14 protein-coding genes are annotated in these 16,904 nt (G+C 60.3%); 6 read left to right on the forward strand and 8 right to left on the reverse strand.

Translation table 11 applies throughout. The features are described from left to right. The 3 genes from BK665_RS00970 to orn all read right to left on the reverse strand — a co-directional run bounded on the left by BK665_RS00970 (position 1) and on the right by orn (position 2,588). Complete coding sequence (locus BK665_RS00970; protein WP_123402438.1) at positions 1-1,065, reverse strand: Fic family protein; 1,065 nt, start codon at positions 1,063-1,065, stop codon at positions 1-3. A gap of 170 nt (positions 1,066-1,235) precedes the next feature. Next, positions 1,236-1,847, reverse strand: a complete 612-nt coding sequence (locus BK665_RS00975) for a trimeric intracellular cation channel family protein (RefSeq protein WP_123402439.1) — start codon at positions 1,845-1,847, stop codon at positions 1,236-1,238. A gap of 198 nt (positions 1,848-2,045) precedes the next feature. Continuing rightward, positions 2,046-2,588 carry an oligoribonuclease gene (orn, locus tag BK665_RS00980; protein ID WP_123402440.1) on the reverse strand — a complete coding sequence of 181 codons (543 nt, stop codon included), beginning with the start codon at positions 2,586-2,588 and terminating at the stop codon, positions 2,046-2,048. Between the two features lie 107 nt (positions 2,589-2,695). Here orn and rsgA point away from each other — a divergent pair, with 107 nt between their 5' ends. Further along, positions 2,696-3,727, forward strand: a complete 1,032-nt coding sequence (rsgA, locus tag BK665_RS00985) for a small ribosomal subunit biogenesis GTPase RsgA (RefSeq protein ID WP_123402441.1) — start codon at positions 2,696-2,698, stop codon at positions 3,725-3,727. A 157-nt stretch (positions 3,728-3,884) separates the two neighbouring features. On the opposite strand, the gene BK665_RS00995 is transcribed toward rsgA, so the two are convergent. The 3 genes from BK665_RS00995 to motA form a co-directional block, all read right to left on the reverse strand. Then, a complete protein-coding gene (locus BK665_RS00995) occupies positions 3,885-4,154 on the reverse strand; it encodes a hypothetical protein (RefSeq protein ID WP_123402443.1) in 270 nt (89 codons plus the stop codon). A gap of 1,255 nt (positions 4,155-5,409) precedes the next feature. Continuing rightward, positions 5,410-6,456, reverse strand: coding sequence for a flagellar motor protein MotB (gene motB, locus BK665_RS01000; RefSeq protein WP_123402444.1), 1,047 nt, complete (start codon positions 6,454-6,456; stop codon positions 5,410-5,412). A gap of 3 nt (positions 6,457-6,459) precedes the next feature. Next, positions 6,460-7,311 carry a flagellar motor stator protein MotA gene (gene motA / locus BK665_RS01005; RefSeq protein WP_123402445.1) on the reverse strand — a complete coding sequence of 284 codons (852 nt, stop codon included), beginning with the start codon at positions 7,309-7,311 and terminating at the stop codon, positions 6,460-6,462. A 166-nt stretch (positions 7,312-7,477) separates the two neighbouring features. Between motA and BK665_RS01010 the strand changes: the two genes are divergently transcribed. The 4 genes from BK665_RS01010 to BK665_RS01025 all read left to right on the forward strand — a co-directional run bounded on the left by BK665_RS01010 (position 7,478) and on the right by BK665_RS01025 (position 12,745). Further along, positions 7,478-9,016 (forward strand): HDOD domain-containing protein, encoded by a 1,539-nt coding sequence (locus BK665_RS01010; protein ID WP_123402446.1) that lies wholly within the window; start codon positions 7,478-7,480, stop codon positions 9,014-9,016. 42 nt (positions 9,017-9,058) lie between these two features. Further along, positions 9,059-9,874 (forward strand): rhodanese-like domain-containing protein, encoded by an 816-nt coding sequence (locus tag BK665_RS01015; RefSeq protein ID WP_123402447.1) that lies wholly within the window; start codon positions 9,059-9,061, stop codon positions 9,872-9,874. 18 nt (positions 9,875-9,892) lie between these two features. After that, entirely contained in the window at positions 9,893-10,753 is an 861-nt protein-coding gene (gene asd / locus BK665_RS01020) for an archaetidylserine decarboxylase (RefSeq protein ID WP_054053334.1), read from the forward strand. A 207-nt stretch (positions 10,754-10,960) separates the two neighbouring features. Beyond that, positions 10,961-12,745 (forward strand): cyclic-di-GMP receptor FimW-related protein, encoded by a 1,785-nt coding sequence (locus BK665_RS01025; RefSeq protein ID WP_123402448.1) that lies wholly within the window; start codon positions 10,961-10,963, stop codon positions 12,743-12,745. A 123-nt stretch (positions 12,746-12,868) separates the two neighbouring features. Here BK665_RS01025 and serB read toward each other — a convergent pair whose 3' ends face one another. Further along, the gene (gene serB, locus BK665_RS01030) at positions 12,869-14,083 is read right to left on the reverse strand and encodes a phosphoserine phosphatase SerB (RefSeq protein WP_054053330.1); all 1,215 of its coding nucleotides are present in this window, start codon (positions 14,081-14,083) and stop codon (positions 12,869-12,871) included. 135 nt (positions 14,084-14,218) lie between these two features. On the opposite strand from serB, the gene BK665_RS01035 reads away from it, so the two are divergent. Then, positions 14,219-15,745, forward strand: coding sequence for an AhpA/YtjB family protein (locus BK665_RS01035; protein WP_123402449.1), 1,527 nt, complete (start codon positions 14,219-14,221; stop codon positions 15,743-15,745). 275 nt (positions 15,746-16,020) lie between these two features. On the opposite strand, the gene BK665_RS01045 is transcribed toward BK665_RS01035, so the two are convergent. After that, positions 16,021-16,734, reverse strand: a complete 714-nt coding sequence (locus BK665_RS01045; RefSeq protein ID WP_123402450.1) for a PqiC family protein — start codon at positions 16,732-16,734, stop codon at positions 16,021-16,023. Between the last annotated feature and the right edge of the window lie 170 nt (positions 16,735-16,904).

The following is a 16,904-nucleotide window of genomic DNA, read 5'->3' on the forward strand; positions in this document are numbered from 1 at the left end:
TCACGTACGTAGATCAACACCAGATGACTTTATCCACTTGGCATTGCGCCCCTTTCCTGTCGACTGAATGAGTCCTTCAGCCTTCAATGAACGCAAAACTATACGCACCGTATCGCGACTCACGCCAGGGCATGCCTCTTCAAGTTCGGTAATTGAAAAAGGCAAAAAGCGCTTCAGCGCTTCCACACGTACTCGATCACTTTTTCCTCCGTGGCGTTTTTCAATCGTGCCTACACGGACCTCAAACTCCTTATAAGCCCGAAGCAGCGCGCCCCAGAAATAGTCGAGCCATGGCTGAACATTATGCAGGCCTTCATGCCAGCCTTGGGAGCTGACCTCAAGCGTTTCGTAATAACTTTCTTTTGAGTCCTCGAAGATCCGCTCAAGGCTGATAAAACGTCCAACTCGATAATCAAACTGATAAAGCAGCAGCAATGTGAGCAGACGGGCCACGCGACCATTACCGTCCGAGAAAGGGTGGATACAAAGAAAGTCCAGAATGACAAGAGGAACCAAGACCAGAGGGTCCGCCTGATTCTGATCCAAGGCTTTGCGATATTGAGTAACCATCTCGACCATCGCAATAGGTGTCAGATGCGCCGCGACAGGCCGGAAGCGAATGCGTGAGCTGCCATCAGGATGACGTTCAATAATGTCGTTGTTCGTTGCTTTCCACTCCCCTCCATCCTGTGGCAGATAGCGGTAAAGCATGCTGTGCAACTGTCGAATGACACCTTCGGAAATTGGCATCCCCTCTGCTGCTTCATGAATCAAAGAAAGCGCGTCTCGATAACCTGCAATTTCTTGCTCGGAGCGACTTTTAGGTTCAGCATTTTTGACGACTAGAGATTTCAACCGGGCAGGCGTCACGACAACACCTTCAAGCCGGTTTGATGACTCAGTGGACTCGATGACAGCCAACTGCTTCAGGTCATTGAGAACCTCTGGAGATTGAGCAACGAATAATTGCTGTTTTCCTCGATATTCTCCAAGAGCCCGCAGTGTTGCGACCTGCGATCCGTTGTAGCGTAGCTTCGAGAGGAAATCAGGGGTGAGTGACTGCATAGGTAGCTTATCTGCTAAATAGGGTAATAAATTATTAATAGGGTAATACAGCAATGGGTTACCCTGTTTAAGGCCTTTTTACCCCATTTACGCCTAGCAAACCACCCGACGTCTTATGCAGAATATTTCTACCTTGCGCCTATCCAGAGAACATTAGCGCTTAGCTGAAATCAGGCTTCGTCGTTGTAGACGAACTTCGGCATTTCCCAATGAAACCGGATCGCCAGCAACCGCAGCAAGAACCCGCCGAACAAGGTGATCAAGATCGCCTGCTCCCCCGGTAATTGCAGATAGATGCACAGCATGTAGCACCATGCCGCCGCGAACGAGACGCTAGCGTAGAGCTCGCGGCGGAAGATCAGCGGGATGTCGTTGCAGAAGATGTCCCGCAGGATGCCGCCGAACACCCCGGTGATCACGCCGCTGACCGACGCCACCAACATGCCGTGGCCCATTTCCAGCGCGGTCATGCAGCCGATCAGGGTGAATGCCACCAGGCCCACGGCGTCGAGCACCAGGAACAGCGAGCGCAGATGGCGCATCCAGCGGGCGGCGAACACCGTGAACATCGCCGCGACCGAGGTCAGGATCAGGTATTCCGGGTGTTTGACCCAGGTCAGCGGGTAGTGGCCGAGCAGCACGTCGCGCACCGAGCCGCCGCCCAGCGCCGTGACGCACGCGATCAGCACCACGCCAAACCAGTCCATGCCCCGACGGCCGGCAGACAAGGCACCGGTCATGGCTTCGGCGGTGATGGCAATCAGGTAGAGCATCAGCAACATGGCGGCGGTCCTGGCAGGAAGGCGCGCAGTCTAGCCATTTAGTCGCGGCACCAAAAGAGGGCGGACCAGAATCGCCTGCCATCATATTGTGGGTGGCTGGACGGACGCCTTCGCGAGCAAGCCCGCTCCCACAGAGAAATGCATTCCACATGTGGGAGCGGACTTGCTCGCGAAGGCGCCGGCCCAGGCACCGCCGAATCAAAACTTGATGAAATGCTTGCGGTAGTGCTGCAACTCAGCAATCGACTCGCGAATATCGTCCAGCGCCAGGTGCGTGCTGCCCTTCTGGAAGCTGTCGCGCACGTCCGGCGCCCAGCGTGCGGCCAGCTCTTTGAGCGTCGACACGTCGAGATTGCGATAGTGGAAGTAGCTTTCCAACGCTTTCATGTGCGTATAAAGGAAGCGACGGTCCTGGCAGATGCTGTTGCCACAGATCGGCGACTTGCCCTTCGGCACCCACTTTTCCAGGAAGGCGATGGTTTCGGCTTCGGCTTCGGCCATGCTGATGCGGCTGTCGCGCACCCGCTGTGTCAGGCCCGAGCCGCCGTGTTGACGGGTATTCCACTCGTCCATGCCAGCAAGGATCTCGTCGCTGTGGTGGATCGCGATCACCGGGCCTTCGGCCAGAGTGTTCAGGTCACTGTCGGTGACAATGGTCGCCATCTCGATGATGACGTCGGTATCAGGGTTCAGACCGGTCATTTCCAGGTCGATCCAGATCAGATTCTGCGGGTTTTGCATGTGTCGGCTCCTAGGCAATGCTGCGCAGTTTAGCCTAGGCAAGTGGCCGGGCGTGCTAAACTCGCGGCCGTTTTACCTAATCGCTGCATTCTTGATACGGAACACCCATGGCCAAACGCCAACTCAATCGTCGTCAAAACTGGCGCATCGAAAAAATTCAGGGCGAACGCGCTGCCCGCGCCGCCAAACGCGAGTCCTCGGCTGTCGAGGCACTTGAGGGCGGCGACCTGGGGCCGGAACAGACGGGTCTGGTGATCGCGCACTTCGGTGTGCAGGTCGAAGTGGAAGCCCTTGAAGGCGAACTGGCCGGCGAAGTGTTCCGTTGCCACTTGCGCGCCAACCTGCCTGCGCTGGTGACCGGCGATCAGGTGGTCTGGCGTGCCGGCAATCAAGGCATCGGCGTTATCGTGGCGCAACTGCCGCGTAAAACCGAACTCTGCCGCCCGGACAGCCGTGGCCAGCTCAAGCCCGTAGCGGCCAACGTCGACATGATCGTCATCGTCTTCGCCCCACTGCCCGAGCCCCACGCCAACCTGATCGACCGCTATCTGGTCGCTGCTGAGCACGCCGGGATTCGTCCGCTGCTGCTGCTCAACAAATTCGACCTGATCGACGAACAGAACGCCCCGGCCCTGAATGCCTTGCTCGCGGTCTACCGCACGCTCGGCTACCCGGTGCTCGAAGTGTCGGCCCACCACGGCAACGGCATGGAGCAACTGCAGGAACAACTGGACGGACGCATCAGCGTATTCGTCGGCCAGTCCGGCGTCGGCAAATCCTCGCTGGTCAACAGCCTGCTGCCAGAAGTCGAAACCCGCGTTGGTCCGCTGTCCGAACTGTCCGGCCAGGGCACCCACACCACGACGACCGCGCGGTTGTTCCACTTCCCCGGCGGCGGCGAACTGATCGACTCCCCAGGTATTCGTGAATTCGGCCTCGGCCACGTTAGCCGCGCTGACGTTGAAGCTGGTTTTATCGAGTTCAATGATTTGATCGGTACTTGCCGTTTCCGTGACTGCAAGCATGATCGTGAACCGGGTTGTGCGTTGCTCAAGGCGTTGGAAGATGGGCGTGTTCAGCAGCAGCGGATGAACAGCTATCGCTCGATTATTGCGAGTTTGCCGGAGACTAGTTACTAAGCCGACACAAAACCTGTGGGAGCGGGCTTGCTCGCGAAAGCGGTAGGTCAGTCAACAGAAATGTTGAAGCTGATGGCCCTTTCGCGAGCAAGCTCGCTCCCACAGGGGTTTAAGTGCCACACAAGAAAGCCGCGATCATCTCGCGGCTTTCTTGTTTTCAGAGTACTGCTTTTTCCAGCTTCCAGCCCAACGCATCCAAGGCGTCACAGCCATCCTGAATCAACATATGCGCAGCATTGGCGAAATGCTCCAGATCGTGACCTTCAGCGTCTTTGACACACAGGCAGGTGACGCTGTTGAGCAGATTGCGGGCAGCTTTGATTCGGTGGGTGGCGGTTTCGAGGAGGTCAGAGACTTTGGCTTCGGTGTCGATGTACAGCGTCGGGCCAACGCTGAAATTACCTTGGAGCGGGTGGTACTTAGCCATGGGTCAAAACTCCGTTGACTGTCGAGAGATTTCATCTGTAATTCGACCGGCTAAGATCGGTCACCGCACTGGCAGCAACGGGCGAAACTATAGGCAGATGTTCACACGACTGAGAACCCCGGAACGCAATTTCAGACCGTTCCTACAACTACCAATCTCACCAGCAAAACGCATCCGACAGACAAACGCGACCCACCCGACAACCAGGTCGGCTATCAGGCCGCCTCGCGGTGCGATGTGCGCCCCCTCGAGAGGCCGAGTGGAGGTTCTGCGTAGTGGGCAACCCGGCATGGATGCCGGGTTAGCCGCCCCCGGCCATGGATGGCCGATGGCGGCGGGCCCACGGAGCAGGACCGGAGCGAGGGCATGCCGAGCCACAGCGAGGCACCGAACGACAGGGGCAAAAGCGCTTTGGTTACTTTCGCGCTTTTCGAAAGTGACTCGCTGTAAGAGCGAAACCCTAGGCGGCCGTTACCGCAGGAATGGATCTGCACACAGCCCCAAATCCCCCAGCGCCTGACACAAAGCTTTCGCGAGCAAGCCCGCTCCCACAGTTGATCGATGTACACCTGCAAAAGATGGGGCGGCTATTAGGCCGTCTTCGCGGGCAAGCCTCGCTCCTACAGGCATCGTGCCCACGCTGAAAATGGATAAGGAGAACGCACGCGCCCGAGCCAGGTCGGCTATCAGGCCGCCTCGCGGCGCTGTTGCGGTGTTCGCCCCCTCGAGAGGCCGAGTGGAGGTTCTGCGTAGTGGGCAACCCGGCATGGATGCCGGGTTAGCCGCCCCCGGCCATGGATGGCCGATGGCGGCGGGCCCACGGAGCAGGACCGGAGCGAGGGCATGCCGAGCCTGGGCGAGGCACCGAACGACAGGGGCAAAAGCGCTTTGGTTACTTTGGGGCTTTTCCAAAGTGACTCGCTGTAAGAGCGAAACCCTAGGCGGCCGTTACCGCAGGAATGGATATGTACACAACCCTCACGATCCCCAGCGCCTGACACAAAGCTTTCGCGAGCAGGCTCGCTCCCACAGTAGATCGATGTACATCTACAAAAGATGGGGCGGCTATCAGGCAGTCTTCGCGGGCAAGCCTCGCTCCTACAATTGGTCGATGTATATCTGCAAAAGATGGGGCGGCTAACAGGCCGTCTTCGCGGGCAAGCCTCGCTCCTACAGGGACCGTGTCTGCGATGAAAATGAATGACGCACAAAAAAGCCGACATCGCTGTCGGCTTGATTGTTACGGCTCAGTACGTCACTTCGGCGGTCCCGCCGGTTTGGCTGGATCACCCGGCTTCGGCGCCGCGTCCTCGAACAGATTCAGACGCTCGCGAAGCTCATGGGCCGGCACCGGTTGCTTGTCCGCAGGCAATGCATTCGGATCAACCGGCGTCGCTGGCGCATTCGGCGCTTCACCCGGAGCGCCCTGCCCCGGCGTCGTCGTTGGATCAGCCCCTTGCGCCCCTTCGATAGCCGCTTGGGCCTTCTTGGTCAGCACAACAATGTCGATACGACGGTTGACCGGGTTGAACGGGTTCTCCCGGTCGAACAACGCCGACGAGGCATAACCCACCACCCGCGCCACTTGCGACTCCGGATAGCTACCAGCCACCAATGCACGGCGAGCCGCGTTGGCGCGGTTGGCCGACAATTCCCAGTTACCGAAATCACCGGTGCCCGAGTACGGCTTGGCGTCGGTGTGGCCGCTGATGCTGATCTTGTTCGGCACCGCTTTAATGGTGTCGGCCATGGCCAGCAGGATGTCTTCGAAATACGGTTTCAGACGCGCCGAACCCGAGTCAAACATCGGCCGGTTATCCGCGTCCATGATCTGGATACGCAGACCGTTCGGGGTGATCTCGAACAGGATCTGGTCCTTGAACTTCTGCAGTTGCGGGTTCTCTTCGACCTTGTTCTGCAATTCTTGCAGCAGCAATTCCAGGCGTTCTTTCTCGACCTGTTCAGCCATGCCTTCGACCTGTTCGGTATCGACGGTCACTTTGTCCGGCTGCGGCTGGGATTTCACCTCGGGGTTGAGGGTGTTCTCCGGCGCCAGGGTCGGTGTGCCGCCCAAATCGATGATGTACGGCGTGCCGCTTTCGGAGAAGCCGACCGGGTCCTTGAAGTAACCGGCGATGGCGATCTTCTGTTCCGGTGTGGCGGTGGACAGCAGCCACAACACCAGGAAGAACGCCATCATCGCCGTGGCGAAGTCAGCGAAGGCGATTTTCCAGGCGCCCCCGTGATGCCCGCCGGCGATGCGCTTGACGCGCTTGATGATTATCGGCTGATTATTTTCCATGGCTTAACGACCGCGAACGGCTTGTTCCAGCTCGGCAAAGCTTGGACGGTGCGCGGGGTACAGAACCTTGCGACCGAACTCCACCGCCAGCGAGGGCGGCATGCCGGAAGCCGAGGCTACCAGCGAAGCCTTGATGGCTTCGTAGACGTTCAGTTCTTCCTTGGCATCGTGGGCCAGGGAATGCGCCAACGGGCCGAAGAAACCGTAGGCCGCGAGAATACCGAAGAACGTACCGACCAGTGCCGCACCCACGTGCAGGCCGATGGATTTCTGGTCGCCTTCACCCAGGGAAGCCATGGTCACCACGATACCGAGTACCGCCGCGACGATACCGAAACCCGGCATGGCGTCGGCGATGCCGTTCACTGCGTGGGACGGGTGCTCGAGGTCTTCCTTGAGGCTGTAGAGTTCCATGTCGAACAGGCCTTCCAGCTCATGGGGAGCCATGTTGCCGGAGGACATGATGCGCAGGTAATCGCAGATGAACGCGGTCATGCGTTCGTCTTTGAGCACGGTCGGGTACTTGGCGAAGATCGGGCTCGCGGCGGCATCTTCGATATCGCCTTCGATGGCCATCATGCCTTCGCGGCGGCTCTTGTTGAGGATCTCGTAGATCAGGCCCAGCACTTCAAGGTAGAAGGTGTGGCTGAAGCGCGAACTGAACATGCCCAAGGATTTCTTGAGCACGTGCATGGTCATGTAACCGGGGTTGGCCTGCAGGAATGCACCGAGGGCCGCACCACCAATGATCATCACCTCGAAAGGCTGAATCAGGGCGGCGATTTTGCCATGGGACAGCACGTATCCGCCGAGCACGCTCGCGAATACGACGATGATGCCGATTAATTTAGCCATAGGTAGGAGAGCACTTACTGAGTCGGGTTCAAGGTCATATTCGGAAGTTAAAAAATCTCTTCTTCTACTTATCGGCAAAACTGCGCCAGACTATAGCCAGTTCAGGCGAAAAGCCAATTTAGCCCGCGCCGGGCGTGTTTAAAGCCAATGATGATCCCGTCCAGCCATGGCTAACGAAACGAACGTTCCAACTCCAAAACCGATCAATCTCGAAGGCTGGGTCAAGCTTCTCGATGGCGTGCGTCTGCCCGTTCCGCAGGAGAGTCATGACCGTGTCTGCAAAGCCATTCGCAATAACCGCAGTTCGCTGCGCGACATTGCCGAGTTGATGCAGGAAAGCCCGGCCCTGGCCTTGAGCGTGATTCGCGAGGCCAACCGCCACACCCACGGCAGCATGACGGAGCCGGCGGAAAACCTCGATGTGGCGCTCAATCGCCTCGGCCTCAAACGCACCGAGGAACTGCTCGCGCGCCTGCCCGCCGAGCCGCAATCCGAGATCCCGAAGGCCCTGCGCCAGTTGCAACTGATCAGCCAGCACGCGTCGCAACAGGCCAACGGTTTTTTCGCCAACCGGCTGGCGCGGCTGTGGCAGGACATCCATTGGGGCAGTCTGCTGTTTCTCTCGCCGCTGTGGCCGATGGCGCTGACGCATCCGCACTTGCTCGAAGAATGGGAGCTGCGGGTCATCCATAAAGGCGAGCCGGCGCGCAAGGTCGAAAAACAGTTGTTCGGTGTACGCCTGCTGGAAATCTGCCTGGCGCTGGTGGATGCCTGGCGGCTGCCGATCTGGGTGCAACAGGGTTATCGCCTGCTGCTCAATGAGCAACGGGAGCTGGTGAAAGTCCTGCGCATTGCCCGCGACAGCGAGCACCCGTTACGCCAGCAAAACCGACTCGATGATGATCCGACCTTGCGCCGCTGGCTCAATCAGCCGGCCAACACCGTGCTGCTGGCCAATGGTCTGGCGCTGTCGGCGCAACAGGCCTGGGACTGTCCGCACAGTGAACGCTGGCAGTACCTGACCAGCCTTTACCTGCAAATTTCGATGGATGAAGTGCAACAACAGTTGCACCAACAGGCCGCCAACAGCGCCCGCCAACATGCCATGCCGGACCTCTGGCACCCGGCGGTTTCGCTGCTGTGGCCCTGGGGCATGAACCGCGTCCACGCCGGTTTGCTGCCGGCACCCGCGCCGACCACTGAAGACCTGACCCAGTGGCGCAAACAATGCGCCGAACTGCTGGTGGAGCCGAGTCGTTTCACCAACGCGATGCACCTGACCACCTCGGCCCGGGATGCGATGGTCGCGTGCGGCATGCGCCGGGTGATGATCCTGATGGCCGATCGCACCCACGCCAATCTGCGGGTGCACCAGACCGCCGGGTTGCCGAAAGAAGCCGCTGGCCTGAATTTCCTGGTCAGCCAGAGCAGCGTGTTGCAACGCTTGCTCTCGCAGCAGGCCCAAGTACGCCTGACGCCGGCCAACAACGCCCAGTTCTCGGCCCTGCTGCCCGCCAGCCTGCGCTCGCAGTTCGGCGGCGAACACTTGCTGCTGCGCTCGCTGGTCAATAATGGTCGGGTGATCATGATTGTGGTGGCGGACCAGGGCGGCGGGCCGTTTTCGGAAATCACCGTGCAAGCCTTCGGCAAAACCGCGCAGTGCGTTGAAAAGGCACTGAGTACCTTTAGCAGCCGCGGCCAATGATGCTGCGCTACAATCCTCCCTTTTTCGCCCTGGAGACCTCACATGTCTGACTTCTCTGGCTTGCCGCTGGTGATCGAGCCGAGCGACTTGCTCCCGCGCCTCGACGCCCGCGATCTGATTCTGGTGGACCTGACCAGCAGCGCCCGCTACACCGAAGGGCATCTGCCCGGCGCGCGGTTTGTCGATCCGAAACGCACGCAACTGGGTCAAGCGCCGGCGCCAGGCCTGATGCCGCCGCAAGCGGCGCTCGAAGCGTTGTTCGGCGAACTTGGGCATAACAAAGATGCGGTCTACGTGGTCTATGACGACGAAGGCGGCGGTTGGGCCGGGCGTTTCATCTGGTTGCTGGATGTCATCGGCCACAGCAAGTACCACTACATCGACGGTGGCCTGCCGGCCTGGTTGGCGGCGGGCTTGCCAATGTCGATCCAGGTCCCGGCGCCGGTCGGCGGCCCGGTCAAACTGACCTTGCATGACGAACCCACCGCCACCCGCGAATACCTGCAAAGCCGTCTCGGCGCCGCCGACCTGGCGATCTGGGACGCCCGGGGGCCGCTGGAGTACTCCGGCGAGAAAGTCCTCGCGGCCAAGGCCGGGCACATCCCGGGCGCGGTGAATTTTGAGTGGACCGCTGGCATGGATCAGTCGCGCCACCTGCGCATCCGCACTGACATGCCGCAGATCCTCGAACAACTCGGCATCACCAAAGACAAAGAAATCATCACCCACTGCCAGACTCACCACCGTTCTGGCTTCACTTATCTAGTGGCCAAGTCCCTCGGTTATCCGCGGGTCAAGGGCTACGCCGGCTCCTGGGGCGAATGGGGCAACCATCCCGACACCCCCGTAGAGATTTAAGATTTTTAAGGACAGTTAATGAATAAGCGTTTGTTTATCCTCAGCCAATACCTGCTGCCCCATCACTTGCTCTCGCGACTGGCCGGCTGCATTGCCGAATGCCGTGTGCGCTGGTTCAAGAATGCGTTCACCGCGTGGTTCGCCAAGCGTTATCAGGTGGACATGTCCCAGGCGCTGGTCGAAGACCTGACCGCCTACGAGCACTTCAACGCGTTCTTCACCCGCGCCTTGAAAGACGGCGCGCGTCCGCTGGACGAAACCCCGGGCGCGATCCTCAGCCCGGCCGACGGTGCGGTCAGCCAACTCGGCCCGATCGAACACGGTCGAGTGTTCCAGGCCAAGGGCCACAGCTTCAGCGTGCTCGAACTGCTGGGTGGCGATGCCGCGAATGCCGCGCCGTTCATGGGCGGTGATTTCGCGACGATCTACCTGTCGCCGAAGGACTACCACCGCGTGCACATGCCGCTGGCCGGCACCCTGCGCGAAATGGTCTACATCCCGGGCCGGATTTTCTCGGTCAACCAGACTACCGCCGAAAACGTCCCGGAACTGTTCGCCCGCAATGAGCGCGTGGCGTGCATTTTCGACACCGAGCGCGGCCCGATGGCCGTGGTGCTGGTGGGCGCGATGATCGTGGCGTCGATTGAAACCGTGTGGGCCGGGCTGGTCACGCCGCCGAAACGCGAGCTGAAAACCTTCCGCTACGACGAAGCCGCCCGTGCGCCGATTCATCTGGAGAAAGGCGCGGAACTGGGTCGCTTCAAACTGGGTTCGACGGCTGTCGTGCTGTTTGGGCCGGACCAGGTGAAATGGGTTGAAGGGCTGGGCGCGACGTCGCCGGTGCAAATGGGTCAGGCGTTGGGTTTGCCGAACGCTTAATCCGTTGATTCAACCCCGCGAATGATTTTCGTGGGATTGACCCCGTCCCTGTAGGAGCGAGGCTTGCCCGCGAAGGCGTCCTTAAGATCGCCTTCGCGAGCAAGCTTCGCTCCTACAGGGGCGCGCATGCCGAAACACCGTTATCTGCCATAACTGCTACAGTCAGGTCATTCACTGCCCATTTCCCGGTTGGAGTTTTTCCACGGCATGAATGAAACCAATCCCCCCCTGTTGCTGCGCGCACCGACTCCGGCTGCCCTGCGCCTGTCCTTCTGCGAACCCACACCACGCGACCTCAAGCGCTGGATCGCCAACCTTCCCAAAGCCAATATCGGCGAAACCGCTCGCCAGTTGTATCAAGGCTTGAGCGAACTCAATCAGTTGCTGACCCCCAGCGACAATCGCCTGCAATTGCTCGAACTGCTGCGACCCGAGGTGTATTACGTCTGCAAGCACCTGGAGCGGCATTTCCTGCATCAGGCGATTGTCCTCGACGAGCGTTCGCGCAAGATCGCCAACCTGTGCCAGGCGCTGCAAAGCCATTTGGCGATCGGCTACAAACAGATCGTGCTGCGCATCTCGCCACGTTTCAGCAAGGATCGTGCGCCGCTGCTGACCCAGGCGTTGCAACGGGCGATCCATTGCCTGAACGGTCCGCTGATCCGCGCCACGCAGCTGTATTGCCCGGTGCCGGAAGGGGTGTGGCTGGAGCTGCATCAGCTGTATCGAATTGGCTGCGAGCATCGGCTGCAAAACATCAGCGTGCGCGATGAACTGGCCAGCGAGACGCCGGACCTGAGCATCGAGCAGACCTACGTGGCCGCCCTGCTGTTGGGCGCCTCGCGCTGCAATCAACTGCGTCAGAACCAGATTGCCCGGCTCGCCGAGGTGCTCGAACCCTGGAGCAAATGGATCAAGCTGCAACCCGGAAAACCCGGCAACGAGCTGTTTGCGGTGGCACCGGAGCTCGATACCGGGCCGCGCTATCGCGCCAAGTTCCGCGCCGAGCAGCAGGCGAGTCTGCTGGGGATTGATCCGCAGCCGCTGGTGGCCGCCATCGAGTCCCGGCTGCTGAATCCGACCGACACCACGTTACCCGTCCCGACCGGGCTGAACCTCGATACCTTGCAACACTTGCACGCCGCCTGGGGCCAGGCCGCCGAGCGCAGTTTTCAGCGCACCGTCGGCAATGGCACCTTGACCCTGTGCGTGGGCATGAGCGCACTGCATTTTTACCTGGGCGGGCAGCGTTCGTTCAGCGACATCCTGAAAAACCCCGCCGGGCGACTGGCGCAATTTGCCGTAACAACTCCGACCGCCGGAGGCAAGGACGGCTGGAGCCAAGCCTTCGACGCCGCCCCCAATGGCAGCGCCGACGCCCTGCTGCCCTACGAAGAAATCGAATACCCCACGCTGCAGAACGACGACAGCCACGAGGCCGCCGACCGCAATCAGCATTTCCCGACCTACGCCTTGCCGGTGATCAATCACAGCCCCGGCGGTTATTGCCTGGCATGGCCCGGCGCCGTGCCGCCCGAGCTACAGGCCGGGGAAATGGTCGGGGTCGAAGATTCTGCCGGCCAGGGCTGGAGCATCGCCGTGGTGCGCTGGATTCGTCAGGTGCGTGGCGGCGGGACGCAAATGGGCATCGAGCAGGTCGCGCCGTATGCCGAGCCTTGCGGCCTGCAACTGGTGCGCACCCGGGACGATCACAGTCAGTATCTGCGGGGCTTATTGCTGCCGGCCATCAGTGCGATTGACCTGCCGGCCACCCTGCTGGCCCCGCGTCTGCCGTTCCAGGAAGGCAACAAGGTGCTGATCAACACCAACGGCCAGGAACGCCGCGCCGGGCTGGATCGACGGGTGTCGAGCACCAACAGCTTCAACCAGTTTGCCTACCGTTCGCTTGAGGCCAGCAAAAGCGAAAACAACCCGGGGAGCGGCGTGGTCGGGGCGGAAGAGGATTTTGATTCGTTGTGGAAGTCGTTGTGAGTCAGTGAGACCGAGGCGCGGCCTTCGCGAGCAAGCCCGCTCCCACATTGATTTTGTGATCGACGCAGATCAAATGTGGGAGCGGGCTTGCTCGCGAAGAGGCCCGCTCAGGCAACCAAGAACTCAGAGCTGCCCATCACGATCCCTGAAGCCCAGCAAATACAGGACCCCATCCAGCCCAAGGGTGGAAATCGCCTGCTTCGCCGATTGCTTGACCAGCGGCTTGGCCCGAAACGCCACACCCAGCCCGGCAATCGCCAGCATCGGCAAATCATTCGCGCCGTCACCGACCGCAATGGTCTGCTCCAGACGCAACCCTTCCTTGTGCGCCAGTTCCTTCAGCAGATCCGCCTTGCGCTGGGCATCGACAATCGGCTCGACCGCCACGCCCGTGACCTTGCCGTCCACCACTTCCAGTTCGTTGGCGAACACGTAGTCGATGCCCAACTTGGCCTGCAATTGCTTGGCGAAGTAGGTGAAACCGCCGGACAGGATCGCGGTCTTGTAGCCCAGGCGCTTGAGTTCGGCGAACAGTGTTTCGGCGCCCTCGGTCAGGCGCAGGGAAGCACCGATGGAGTCCAGCACGCTGACGTCCAGGCCTTTGAGCAAGGCCAGGCGTTCCTTGAAGCTGGCGCGGAAGTCCAGTTCGCCGGCCATGGCGCGTTCGGTGATTTCGGAGACTTGATCGCCCACGCCGGCAGCCTTGGCCAGTTCGTCGATGACTTCGGCTTCGATCAGGGTCGAGTCCATGTCGAACACCGCCAGACGCCGGTTGCGGCGGAACAGCGAATCTTCCTGAAAGGCGATGTCGACGTTCAGTTCCTGGGCGACGCTCAGGAACTCAGCGCGCAGGGCCTGGGGATCAGCCGCTTCGCCACGCACGGAAAACTCGATGCAGCCCTTGCCCTTGTCGGCCGGAGTGTCGAGGGGCATGCGCCCGGACAAACGATCGATATGGTCGATGTTCAAGCCATATTTGGCGGTGATCGAGCTCACAGCCTGCAATTGCCCGGCGGTCACTTTGCGGGTCAACAGGGTCACGATGTGGCGTTTTTTGCCCTGGTTGCCGACCCACTGCTGGTAATCCTCTTCGGACACCGGCGTGAAACGCACCTGCTGGTCGAGCTCGTAGCCCTTGAACAGGATGTCCTTGAGCACTGACTTGCCCTGCTCGGTGTCAGGAATTTCAACCAGGATGCCGAACGACAGGGTGTCGTGGATCACCGCCTGACCAATGTCGAGAATGTTCACACCACCCTGGGCCAGAACGCCGGTAATGGCCGCAGTCAGACCCGGTCGGTCGACTCCCGTGATGTTTATCAGGACGATTTCGCGCAAGGCGCACCCCCGCAGGTGGAAAAAAACCGCATTCTACCCACTTTCAGTGACCATCGGGCACCGTCAGCGCTTTGCCGGTCTAGGGCCTGTCGCTATACTGCGCGTCAACTTCACGGACAAAAGAGCCGAGCTCAAGTGAACCGGCCCACGCCAGTAAAAACCGATAACTTCTTCCTGCTGATCTTCCGGGCACTGCGCCACCGCCGTGTACCGATTGCATTGCGCATTGCCAGCCATAACGTGATCCTGGTCGCTCTGGCCCTGGTGATTTATGCCTGTGTGATGGGATTGCAGTTCAAGCAGGCCATGCACGAGCAGGCCGATGCGCTGGGCGAAAGCCTGACCACGCAGACCGCCACCTCGGCCACCGAGCTGTTGGTGTCCAACGACATCCTCAGCCTCAACGTGCTGCTCAACAACCTGACCAAAAACAAGTTGGTGGCCCACGCCGCCATCTACAGCGTGGATAACCGCATCCTCGCCGAGTCCGGCCAGCGCCCCAAGCACAGCCTGTTGGGCGAAGCCGAAGGCATGTATGAGAGCAAAATCACCTTCCAGGACGTGACCGCCGGGCAACTGCGCATCAGCCTGGACATGGACCAGTTCCAGCAGCCGATGACCATCAGCCTGCAAAGCATGGGCATCTTGAGTGCGATTTTGCTGGCCCTGTCTTTGGCCTTGAGCCTGCGCCTGGGTCGGCACATCTCCACACCGCTCATGCAATTGCGGGTATGGCTGCGCAACATCGACGAATACACCCCGGCCACCGAGCGCCAGGATGAAATCGGCGACCTCGCCCGTCAGTTGCACGCCAATTTCGCCCCGGAACCGGCCGAGCCTGAGCCCGTCCCGGAACCTGAGTTCGACGACGCCGATTACGATGAAGAGGTTGATCCAGCCTTCGAAGTGCGCAATCTGCGGGATCCGAGTTTTGATGAAACCAAGCCTGTGGCCGGCCTGAAACCTGCGCCAAAGCGCAGTGTCAGCACCGTCGAAGACGATGACGACGATGACGCGTTCGCCGACCTGCGCGACGAGTCGGCCGACGCTGCGCCGAAACCGGTGGCCAAACCGGTGATCTCGAACGTGCCACAGCACAGCGCGGTGCTGGCGGTGCAACTGGGTGCCCAGGATCAACTGCGTCGCCTGCCCCGCACGCGCCTTGAGGAATTGCTCAAGCGCTACCGCGATTGCCTCGACCAGGCCGCTTCGCTGTATCAGAGCGAACTGCACACCCTGAACGATGGCAGCACGCTGATGCTGTTCCACACCGAAGACAGCGGCGACGACTACCTGACCAACGCCATCTGCTGCGGCGAGTTGCTGCGGGCCTTGGGCCACCAGTTGCAAATTGAAGTCGCCGACAGCGGCATCACCCTGCAATTGCAACTGGGCCTGACCTTGGGCGACGAGTTGTTCGGCCTGAGCCAGATTGACCTGTTGCTGACCGAGTCGGCCCAGGACGCCCTGGCCCTGTCGCAACACAGCCGCAACCTGCTGCTGGTGGAGCGCAAGATTGGCGACGACGCCCTGATCCGCCAGCGTGCGCGGATCCGGCCGATCGCCAGCCCTGAAGGGGCTTGCTGTGTCGAGCGGCTGATGGAGCCTTATCCGTCGATGCTGGAACGGCAACTGGCGCGGATGCACGAACGCCGGGCGTAAGCCTTAACAGCGTTACAACGAAGCCCGCAGATGATCACTCGTCTGCGGGTTTTTTGTTGCCTGTCTCGGCCTCTTCGCGAGCAAGCCCGCTCCCACAGGTGATCGAGTTGTCCAGACGGACGCGGTCCATTGTAGGAGCAAGGTTTATCCACCCAAAACCCAGTGTGGGAGCGGGCTTGCTCGCGAAGGGGCCGGCACAGGCAATAGAGACCTCCAACCCACAGAAACAACAAAGCCCACATCAATGTGGGCTTTGTGTCGGATCAATCCAGGCTTTAGAACCTGAACACTTCCATATCAGTACGAATCGGCGAAGCCATCGGGATCTTCGGCTGCTTGTCCTGCTCCGCTGCCGGCGCTACAGGCTTGGGCTCCTTTTTACGCGGCGCTTCGGCAATCGGCGGCTGGTTGGCCAGTGGCTTGAGCGCCACGGACAATTGCTCGGCCAGACGCTGCAACAACACACCCTGGGCCTGGACCTGTGCCGCCGTCCCGCCCGCATGTTGTTCTTGCAGGTGAATGATGCGGTTATCGCGAACCTGGCCACGACGGTCGATCAAACGCCATTGCGCATCCAGGATCGCCGGTTGCGACTCACCCGAGTCCAGGCGAGTAATCGTCAGCAGCACCTGCACATCCGGGGCGAACCCCAATGTCGCCGGCGCCAGCACTACGCGCTGGCTGTCCAGATGACCCGCGACCTGACGCAACAGCAATTGATCGATGTCCGAGGAAAGGCTACCCGCCCAGCGACCATCGGCCGACGCCTGGAGGCTGCCATCCGGCTGACGTTGTAGCAAAGTCTCACGTTGCAGATAGTCGGCAATCGTGACCGGGCCCAGCAATACAGCCATGCCCGCGCTTTGCGCAGGCTGAGCCGGACTTCCGCTGTCCAGCTGATACAGCGACACCGGTTGGTGAACGCTGCAACCCGCCAGGCCAAGAACCCCAGCGAGCATCAAAATTAACGGAAGGCGCAGAGCAGTCATCGTCCCATCCAGGTGGTTGCCACAAGGCTAACCACAGTGAAAATACTCAATAAATATGAAGAACGCTCGGCCACGCCGGCGCTTGAAAGGCCATATCATCCGTGAATATGCGTTCCGACTCCAGCGGCAAAGCGCCGATCTACGGGTTAAATCGTAGATCCGCGCCTCTA

The organism is Pseudomonas frederiksbergensis (assembly GCF_003732665.1).
In the GTDB taxonomy this organism is placed as follows: Bacteria; Pseudomonadota; Gammaproteobacteria; order Pseudomonadales; family Pseudomonadaceae; genus Aquipseudomonas; species Aquipseudomonas frederiksbergensis_G.

Bases quoted from the DNA above. Each gene is read 5' to 3' on its own strand.
- motA (WP_123402445.1), bottom strand. From the start codon at position 7,311: ATGGCTAAATTAATCGGCATCATCGTCGTATTCGCGAGCGTGCTCGGC.
- rsgA (WP_123402441.1), top strand. From the start codon at position 2,696: ATGGCCAAACGCCAACTCAATCGTCGTCAAAACTGGCGCATCGAAAAA.
- BK665_RS01010 (WP_123402446.1), top strand. From the start codon at position 7,478: ATGGCTAACGAAACGAACGTTCCAACTCCAAAACCGATCAATCTCGAA.
- BK665_RS00975 (WP_123402439.1), bottom strand. From the start codon at position 1,847: ATGTTGCTGATGCTCTACCTGATTGCCATCACCGCCGAAGCCATGACC.
- BK665_RS01045 (WP_123402450.1), bottom strand. From the start codon at position 16,734: ATGACTGCTCTGCGCCTTCCGTTAATTTTGATGCTCGCTGGGGTTCTT.
- BK665_RS01025 (WP_123402448.1), top strand. From the start codon at position 10,961: ATGAATGAAACCAATCCCCCCCTGTTGCTGCGCGCACCGACTCCGGCT.
- asd (WP_054053334.1), top strand. From the start codon at position 9,893: ATGAATAAGCGTTTGTTTATCCTCAGCCAATACCTGCTGCCCCATCAC.
- BK665_RS00970 (WP_123402438.1), bottom strand. From the start codon at position 1,065: ATGCAGTCACTCACCCCTGATTTCCTCTCGAAGCTACGCTACAACGGA.
- BK665_RS00995 (WP_123402443.1), bottom strand. From the start codon at position 4,154: ATGGCTAAGTACCACCCGCTCCAAGGTAATTTCAGCGTTGGCCCGACG.
- BK665_RS01015 (WP_123402447.1), top strand. From the start codon at position 9,059: ATGTCTGACTTCTCTGGCTTGCCGCTGGTGATCGAGCCGAGCGACTTG.
- orn (WP_123402440.1), bottom strand. From the start codon at position 2,588: ATGCAAAACCCGCAGAATCTGATCTGGATCGACCTGGAAATGACCGGT.
- motB (WP_123402444.1), bottom strand. From the start codon at position 6,456: ATGGAAAATAATCAGCCGATAATCATCAAGCGCGTCAAGCGCATCGCC.